We start from the raw sequence: 8,437 nt of genomic DNA, 5'->3' as shown, positions 1-8,437 counted from the left end.
TTTTTTTACATTTTAACTATTTTTTATTAGCTTATTTTTTAGCTATTTTTTTACATTTTAACTATTTTTTATTAGCTTATTTTTTAGCTATTTTTTTACATTTTAACTATTTTTTATTAGCTTATTTTTTAGCTATTTTTTTACAAAATTTTTTTCAATTTTTTTATTAACTCCATTAATTTTCCATAAAATTTATAAACTATTAAAACAAATCTTAATATGTTGTTATTTTATGAATTTACTTCTAGGCAACGGGTTTTGTAAAAAAACTACTTAAAATTCTAAATTTTTTATTGAATTTTGTTTGATTTTTCCAGATTAATAATTAGTTTAGAAAAGTTTATATATTATCATAAACATAATTCTATAAGTAGAAAGGACCGGTGGTCTAGGGGTATGATACCTCCTTGACATGGAGGTGATCACGAGTTCGAATCTCGTTCGGTCCATTTTGCCGTAGTAGTTCAGTTGGGAGAACGCTAGACTGAAGATCTAGATGTCGCTGGTTCAAGTCCGGCCTACGGCATTCTTTTTAACTATTTTTTTTTAACTTTTTATTTCACTATTTTTTAATTTTTTATTTCATGTTTTTTTACTAGTTTTTCATTACTACTTTTAATATTTTTATTTTTACTAGTTTATTTTGTATTTTAATTATTTTTTTTAAATGAAATATTATAATTTTTAAAAATAGTATTTGTTTTGTTATTTAAAAATCTTAAAATGAATAGTTTTGTTTTAATTTTTAAAAAGAGTAATTTTTATAGTTTTTTTTTTAAAAAGATTTTTATTATTTTAATAAAAAAGAGTAATTATTATAGTTATTTTTAAAAGAATCTGTTATTTTTAAAAAAAGAGTAATTTTTAGAATTTAAATTAATTTTAATAAAAAAAGAAAATATTAAATTAGTAAAAACTAATTTAATTTGATTTTTTTTAATTTAAATAAGTCTTGGACCTGTCTTTTGATCTGGACTTACTTTTTGATTGTCAAGGACATGATTCAGTTCATCAATTATCAGATGTCCGGAGGAAGTTCCGATTTTGGTAACTCCTGCAGCTATTACATTATTGACGAGTTTATAATTGTCAATTCCTCCAGCTGCTTTCATTTCTACGTGCGGAGCATTCTTTTTCATAATTCTTAAACTTTCCATTAAAGCATAGAATTGTTCATTTCCATTAAATCCACTTCCTGTCTTAATGAAGTCTGCACCACCGTCTTCACACATTTTACTTGCTCCTGCCTTTTCATCAACTGTAAGGAGTGCTGTTTCAATAATTACTTTAAGGATTGTGTCTCCAATAGCTTCCTTAACTGCTCTAATATCTTCTTTTACAGTTGGGAAATCATGTGATTTTATTGCAGGAATATTGGCCATCATGTCAATTTCATCTGCACCATCTTCAATTGCCTTCTTTGCCATTGCAATTTTTCCTTCAGTGTTTCCTGCACCTAATGGGAAATCAATAACAGTTACAATTTTCATCTCGGTGTCTTTTAATTCTTCTTTTGCTAATTTAACATAATGAGGATGTACTACAACTGAATAGAAATTGTATTCTTTTGCCTTGTCAAAGAATAATTTCATTTGATCCTCGTTTGCAGTATTATCTAAATATGTGTATTCGATATATTTAGCTAATTCTTCAGGTTTATTAATCATAAAATGCCTCCAATTTTAAAACTAATTAATCTCCAATATAATTAATTGCTTAACTAAAACTACAATCTCCAAAATAATTTTAATTATTAATTAAGTATTGTCCTTTTTCATTAATAAATTTTTTATAAAACTTATTATTTTTTTATTTTGTTTTAATGTACTATAATAGTTAGTTATATTTAAAACTATATAAGGCTTTTGTCTTGTTAGATTGTTTTGATTTTTTATGGTTTTGTTTTGTTTTTTTCTAAACTATTTTTGTTTTGTTTTTTTCTAAACTATTTTTAAAATGTAGATTACACTTTCATTAAGGGATTCATTTTAATTTTATTTTTAATTTATGTTTAAATTAATTTTTTAGCCATATATGGTCCTTTACGTTCGTATCCAAACTTGCGGTAGTAATTTCTAGCTCCAATGCCGCTGATGATTAGGATTTCTTCTTTGTTATTGTCAAGACTTATTTCTTCAGCTCTCTTAAGTAATCTTTCGCCGAAACCTGTGTGTTGGCCAATATTTTGTCCTTTCTGTCCAATCTTCATCATGTTTCCATAAACATGCAATTCCCTAACTATGGATGTGTTTTGTGTGATTTCTTCCCTGTGTGCCTTTTCACTTGGAAGTCTTAATCTTAAAAATCCTGCAAGTGTTTCCTCATTTTCATCTTCAATGGATAGGAAGTGTTCAATTCCCTCTGTTGCAATATAATTCTCTTCAAATAGTCTGTAATCATCAAGAGTATAGTTTTCTTCGGTCTTTTTATGTCCGATTTCCCTGCATCTGATACAGTTGCAGTTTATTTTCTCCTCTTCAAGCCTATTGTAAACCAGTTCTCCAAGATTTGACTTTTTAACCCCTGCTTCAATAAGGGTTGAAGGAATATCCCTTTGAATTCTCATGGTTCTAACCCATTTTGGCAATATCTTTTTGATTTCAACTATTAAATCAACTGCCTCTTCATCAGTATACGGTCTGTATTGCTTCTTTTGCCATAATTTATGAAGTTCGCTTCCTTCAGTTACAAGGCATGGATAAATCTTAAGCATGTCTGGCTTGAAATTTTCATCCTTGAATATGCTTTTAAACATTTCAAGATCTTTTTCAGGGCATTGTTCCTCTTGAGGAACTTCCCTTGCAAGCGGGAAAAGTCCTGGCATCATATGCATTGCAACCTTTACGCCGGAATCCCTAAGGATTCTATTAGCCTCTATAACATCATCTACAGTATGTCCTCTTTTAATTTTTTCATAGATGTGGTTATAAATTGTTTGAACACCTAATTCCACTCTGGTAACGCCCATTTTTAACATTCTGTCAACATGTTCTTCCTTACAGTAATCAGGTCTTGTTTCAAAGGTCATTCCAATGCATCTAACTTTTGAGTTTTCATTTATTCTTTGAATGTCATCAATCAGGACATAATCATTTGGAGGGTAGGTCTTTAGTTCCTTGTTGCTGTAGGGCGGGAATTTTAGGAGATCCTCTTTTGTAACGGAATCAATGTCATCAATCACGTTAATGTTTTCAAGGATTATTCCAAAATCGCTCATAGCCTTTAGACATTGGGATACAAACCATTCCTGATAGCATAAATCTTTAGATGGGAATGTTCCTCCCATAATGATTAATTCTACCTTGTCAATAGGATGGCCTACCTTATTTAACTGTTTTAATCTATTATAACATTGAACATATGGATGGAACTTAAACATTCTGCCTCTAAGAGCAGCAGGCTCCTCTCCAGTATAACTTGGAGGTGCTATGTCACTTTCAGGGCAATAGAAACATCTGCCGTGGGGACATTGGTGAGGATGGCACATTACAGCCACAATTGCCACTCCAGAAATTGTGCGGGTAGGTTTTTTCTTAAGTAAATTAGAGACAATCTTTCTTTCTTCAAGACTGGCATGTTCTAGGATAACAGAGTTGCTCATGAATTTCTTTAGCTTTCTATCTCTGCACAATTGTCTTTTTTCAACTTCTAATTCACGTCGAGTAGTTATTTTGTTGTTTATAATGTCTTCTATAATTATTCGACATGCTTCTTCCATTTAATGTCCCTCCATGCTTTTTTAATAAATAAATAGTTTTATTTATTTTTAAATTAATTAATTAATTGATAATTTGTTTTTTTTTTAATTAGGATTTTCTTAATTTAATTAGGATTTAGTTTTTTATTCCTATTAATAATTAGATAAATTTATATATTTCAAATTCATACTTTTAATAAATCAAGATTTTTTATTAAAATTTTTATATTTAAATTGGTAGTTCATTTTATTTTATAAATAATCATTATTAAATGTTTATATTATTATAATTTGTATTCTATCATATTTAAATTCTAATTTTGGTTTAAAAATTTATTGAGGAGTCTAAAATATGAAAATTAAACAATTATTGGGTAAAGAAGTATTAGATTCTAATGCAAACATCATAGGTAAAATCGTAGATGCTGAATTTGAACCTGCTGAAGGTAAAGTTACCGGAATTTCTATTCTTCTTAAGAAAAACATAATTTCCAGTAATCAAATTGATGTACCTTATGAAGACATTAAGAGTGTAGGGGATTATGTATTATTAAACATTGAAATTAATAAAGATGCTGCTTTTGAAGAAGCTGAAAAAGCTAAAAAAGAAGCTAAAGAAGCAGAAAGAGCTGCAAAAGAAGCAGAAAGAGCTGCAGCTAAAGAAGCTAAAGAAGCAGAAAAAGCTGCTAAGAAAGCTGAAGAAGAAGCAGCTAAAGAAGCAGAAGCTGTAGAAGCAGAAATTGTTGAAGAAGCTGAAGAAGAAGAAGAAGAAGCTGAAAAAGTAGACATTGAATAAGCTTTTCACTTGTTCTTTTTTAACAATTTTTCTTTAAATTTTAATTTTTATTTAGAAGTTCATTAAAAATTTATTTTTTTAAATTAAACTTTGAAATTAATTTTTATTTTTAAATTCATTTTGGAGGTGCTAAAATGAGTTTTTGTGATATTCGTGGTGAAACAATTGATGTAGGTTCCTTTATTAGATACACAGGTACTGGTACCGTCAGTCAAGTTGTTGAATTGAAAGAAGAAGATAATGGCTTTTGGGTTAAATTGGATGAACCTGCTATGTGGTATGCTGTTGATTCATTGGAAGTAGTTCAAGAAAAGGACATTGTTCATAATGAAACCGTTGATAAGGATACTATGGAACAGGTAAATGAATTTAAAGAAAGTGTTGATGATTTCACTGAATCAATGAATGATATTCAAGGTTGTGAAGGTGGAGGATAATCCTAGATTATCTTTTTACTTTTTTCTTTTTTTAGTTTATTTTTTTTATTTAAATTTCTTATTTTTTTTTAAGAATTTCTTTTTTTAGTTAATTTTATTAAATTTTTATTATTTTCATAACTATTTTTTCAAATAATAAAATAAAAAAATATTATAATTTACAAATGTATAGTAAATCATAATCTGTTTTAATAGTTTTCTGCAAAGTTTCTTATGCTTTTTGCAAGTTTTGGACCAATTCCGTCAACCCTTTGGAGTTGGCTTTCGCTTACTGGTCTTAAATCCTCTCCAAATACATCCACTAATGCTCTTGCACGTTTTCTTCCTAAACGTTTCACTCCAATTACAAGAGGTATTATATCCTCTTTTACACCATAATAAAGCCTTGCAGATAGTATGTCCAAGTCTCTGGAATAGTTGTATTTTCCAAGGACTTCCATTGTGTTTTTGGTGAATCTGACAAGCATTGATGCCTCATATGCAGAACGTCTGGTTGAAGAGGCGTAAACGTGGTATGCATTTTCAATTTGGAATTCGTTTCTTTCATTTATCCATTCAATCAATGAAACTGCTGTTGCTTCAGGATTTCCAATATCTATTGAGAAAAGGCCATGGTTTGATAATTTCTCTTTAACAGGATCCTTGGATTTTCTTCCCTTGAATGAGATTAAAGGCAAGTCAGGAGTTTGCGCCAATTGGTAGATAAGCTCTTCAGGATTAAATCCTTCCACAAGATTTACGTATTCTTTTATTTTAACTGCAGTCTCTACACTGTAGTTGGATTTTGCTATAAGGTTACCGAATGCAGTTGTTTTCAGTCCACTTGGTGTGGCCTGTAAAATCTGATTTTGAAGCAGGAATTCCAATGAGTTTTGAATTTCAAATTTCAGGCTTTCCTCTGCAAAGAAACTCATTGAGGCATTTCCGCTCATTTGATATCCATAAAATGTTTTCTTGAAAAAGTCCTCCAAGTCTTCAGGGGTTTTTGATAATGTGGAAGCGACTTGGGCAATAATCTGTTTAAATACGGCATCCTTGTTTTCAATTAGTTTGGAATTTGTAGGTTCAACATCACCATAAACATATCTTTCCTCAAGATTTCCAGCTTCCTCCATTGATTTTGCCACCAGATAGGAGTAGCCGACATCATCATATTGGGGTCTTCCCGCTCTTCCAGACATTTGCTCATAATCAAAGACAGGTATTGCCTGAGGCCCCTGTGAGGTCCAACGGGTATAATCCCTTATGACAACATATTTTGAAGGCAGGTTTACCCCATACATTAAACTAGGGGTTGCTGCAATCATTAGGATATTTCCATTTCTGAATTCATCCTCAATGATTTCCTTCTGTTCACTGAAAAGTCCTGCATGGTGGAATACAGCTCCATTTCTACAGCTTTCCGCTAATTTTTCACAGGTTGAAGTTGGCCTTGATCCCTTCTTTTCAGGAACTTCAAGAAGTTTTTCTGCAACCTCATTGAAGCGTTGCTTTTGTTCATCGGTAATTTTCCTTTTTAGCTTGTCTGAAACGTATTTTGCCAAACTTTCAGTAAATCTTCTTGTGGAAACAAAGCTTAAGGCCTGTGAATTGTCTGAAATTGCCTTTTCAAGAATTTTAACAACAACATCATTTTTGTTTTTTGTATTGAACATTTCAGTGTCTAAAACTTCCTTGTTCAATGGAACCGGCCTATAGTCATGTTCTATTGCAGTTGCATTCAGCCAGTTTTCAATTTCTGACATGTTTTCCAATGTTGCAGACAATGCAATGATTCTTAGGTTTGGATTTATGATTTTTGCTCTTGTAATGGCACATTCAATTGTAGGGCCTCTGGAATATTCTCCAATCATATGGAACTCGTCAATGATAATTGTATCAACTTCTCTTAAAACATCCCATGAAAATCTAGTCAATACATCAAATGATTCAAAAACCATTACGGACAGGTCTGCAGATGATGGATGTCTGCCTACCTTAATTCCATGTTCCTCAAATTTCTTGAATTCCTTTACCTTTTCATTTTGGATTGAAATGAGGGGCGCTGCATAAACGGCCTTTCCTCCAGCAAGTATTGCCTTAAGGGCCGCCATTATTCCAAGAACGGTTTTTCCACTTGCAGTAGGTATTGCTATAATGCAATTGTCATTGTTTTCAAGATATCCTGATTCAATAACTGCCTTTTGTGCAGGATTAAACTCCTTAATGTAGGGATAACAGTTATTTAGTATTGCTTTTATATTGTCTGGGATGTTTTCCATATTATCAAATCTTTTAACTTTTAAATTATTAATTGAATGCATGGTTCAATATCAATATTGGTTTCTGAACAGTACAGTTCAGTATCAATAAATAATTTTTATACTTATATATCTAGCTTATATATTATTTGGATTTTCTAAGAGCATTTGAAAAGTATTCACATTTTTCAATTTAGATCTTTTCTTTTTCTAAAACGACTATGTCTGAAATTTTTGTATTGGGATACTGTCCATTCTCATCTTTTTCTACAGCCTTGGTCATGTCCCAGATTGTTAAAAGGGCTACACTAACTCCGGTGATGGCTTCCATTTCAACTCCTGTCTGTCCAGTTAACCTGCATTCGCAGCTAGCTGTAATCTCAGTTTCCCCAACATCAAATTCTATTTCAATTCCACTAAGATTCAGTGGATGGCAAAGGGGAATGATGTCTGATGTTTTTTTAACTGCTTGAATGCCTGCAATTTGAGCTGTAGTTAAAACATTTCCCTTTTTAATTTCTGCATTTTGAATCATTTGAATGGTTTCCTTTTGAAGATAAATTTTTCCACTGGCCTTTGCGGTTCTTTTTTGTTGTGGCTTATCTCCAACTTCAACCATATGGACTCCATTTTCAGTTAAATGTGTAAATTCTTTTTCACCCATATAGGCACCTTCTTTCTTTAATTTATTCTTTTATTTTTTTAATTAATAAACTTTCTGTTGCTTTTTGCCAGCTGCTGTGGAATAGAGTACCAGACCTGATGAATCCGCCCGAGAATCTCCGGTTTTGCATGTTTTGAAATATCGAGGGCATAATCAGCCAGAATCCTTTTTTGAATATTTCTCAGATCCTGGTAATCTCTGTTTTCAACGTAGCCCTGAACCACCTCAGGCATGCCGCCTGTAAAATAGTATTCCCGCAATGCATTCTCCGGGGTCGTTCTTAAAGTATCCAGATCTTCAAAAGGAGCCGTTTTCAGTTTCTCCGACAATGACTTTCCGTATTTTGCAGAAATGAATTCTGAAAATGACATAGGATACAGTGACAGTTCATCCACCTTGCCTACCGGATATGAAACACCACTATGAATAGCCAGTCCCAAAAGAGAGCCAGCCACGATTACATGAAGCTGAGGCATATCCTCACAGAAATATTTCAAGGATCCAAGCACTCTGGGCACCGCTCCGACTTCATCAAAAAACACAAGAGTTTTACCAGGAGTGATTTTATAGCCGCATAATATTTCAAGATCCTGGAGTATCCGC

7 protein-coding genes and 2 tRNA genes are annotated in these 8,437 nt (G+C 31.7%); 4 read left to right on the top strand and 5 right to left on the bottom strand.

From position 1 onward, the window contains the following. The first annotated feature begins 377 nt into the window (after positions 1–377). Positions 378–449 (top strand) — tRNA-Val (locus Q0138_RS07200). A gap of 4 nt (positions 450–453) precedes the next feature. Continuing rightward, positions 454–526 (top strand) — tRNA-Phe (locus Q0138_RS07195). Between the two features lie 415 nt (positions 527–941). On the opposite strand, the gene deoC is transcribed toward Q0138_RS07195, so the two are convergent. Continuing rightward, positions 942–1,667, bottom strand: coding sequence for a deoxyribose-phosphate aldolase (deoC, locus tag Q0138_RS07190; protein WP_297982665.1), 726 nt, complete (start codon positions 1,665–1,667; stop codon positions 942–944). Positions 1,668–2,011: 344 nt separating this feature from the next. Continuing rightward, positions 2,012–3,718 carry a tRNA uridine(34) 5-carboxymethylaminomethyl modification radical SAM/GNAT enzyme Elp3 gene (locus Q0138_RS07185; protein WP_297982662.1) on the bottom strand — a complete coding sequence of 569 codons (1,707 nt, stop codon included), beginning with the start codon at positions 3,716–3,718 and terminating at the stop codon, positions 2,012–2,014. A gap of 331 nt (positions 3,719–4,049) precedes the next feature. On the opposite strand from Q0138_RS07185, the gene Q0138_RS07180 reads away from it, so the two are divergent. Together Q0138_RS07180 and Q0138_RS07175 are read left to right on the top strand one after the other, a co-directional pair. Beyond that, a complete protein-coding gene (locus Q0138_RS07180; protein WP_297982659.1) occupies positions 4,050–4,493 on the top strand; it encodes a PRC-barrel domain-containing protein in 444 nt (147 codons plus the stop codon). Between the two features lie 134 nt (positions 4,494–4,627). Then, positions 4,628–4,930, top strand: a complete 303-nt coding sequence (locus Q0138_RS07175) for a DUF2098 domain-containing protein (protein ID WP_297982656.1) — start codon at positions 4,628–4,630, stop codon at positions 4,928–4,930. A 188-nt stretch (positions 4,931–5,118) separates the two neighbouring features. Here the strand turns inward: Q0138_RS07175 and Q0138_RS07170 are convergent, their stop codons facing one another. From Q0138_RS07170 to Q0138_RS07160, 3 genes are all read right to left on the bottom strand, one after another. After that, positions 5,119–7,191, bottom strand: coding sequence for a DEAD/DEAH box helicase (locus tag Q0138_RS07170; protein WP_297982653.1), 2,073 nt, complete (start codon positions 7,189–7,191; stop codon positions 5,119–5,121). A gap of 172 nt (positions 7,192–7,363) precedes the next feature. Then, complete coding sequence (gene moaC, locus Q0138_RS07165) at positions 7,364–7,834, bottom strand: cyclic pyranopterin monophosphate synthase MoaC (RefSeq protein ID WP_297982650.1); 471 nt, start codon at positions 7,832–7,834, stop codon at positions 7,364–7,366. Between the two features lie 38 nt (positions 7,835–7,872). Beyond that, positions 7,873–8,437: AAA family ATPase (locus tag Q0138_RS07160; RefSeq protein ID WP_297982647.1), on the bottom strand; the 565-nt coding region annotated here is incomplete at its 5' end.

The organism is uncultured Methanobrevibacter sp. (assembly GCF_937906425.1).
In the GTDB taxonomy this organism is placed as follows: domain Archaea; phylum Methanobacteriota; class Methanobacteria; order Methanobacteriales; family Methanobacteriaceae; genus Methanobrevibacter.
Note: the sequence above shows the minus strand (reverse complement) of the source record. Positions and strands in the feature narration are given on the sequence as shown.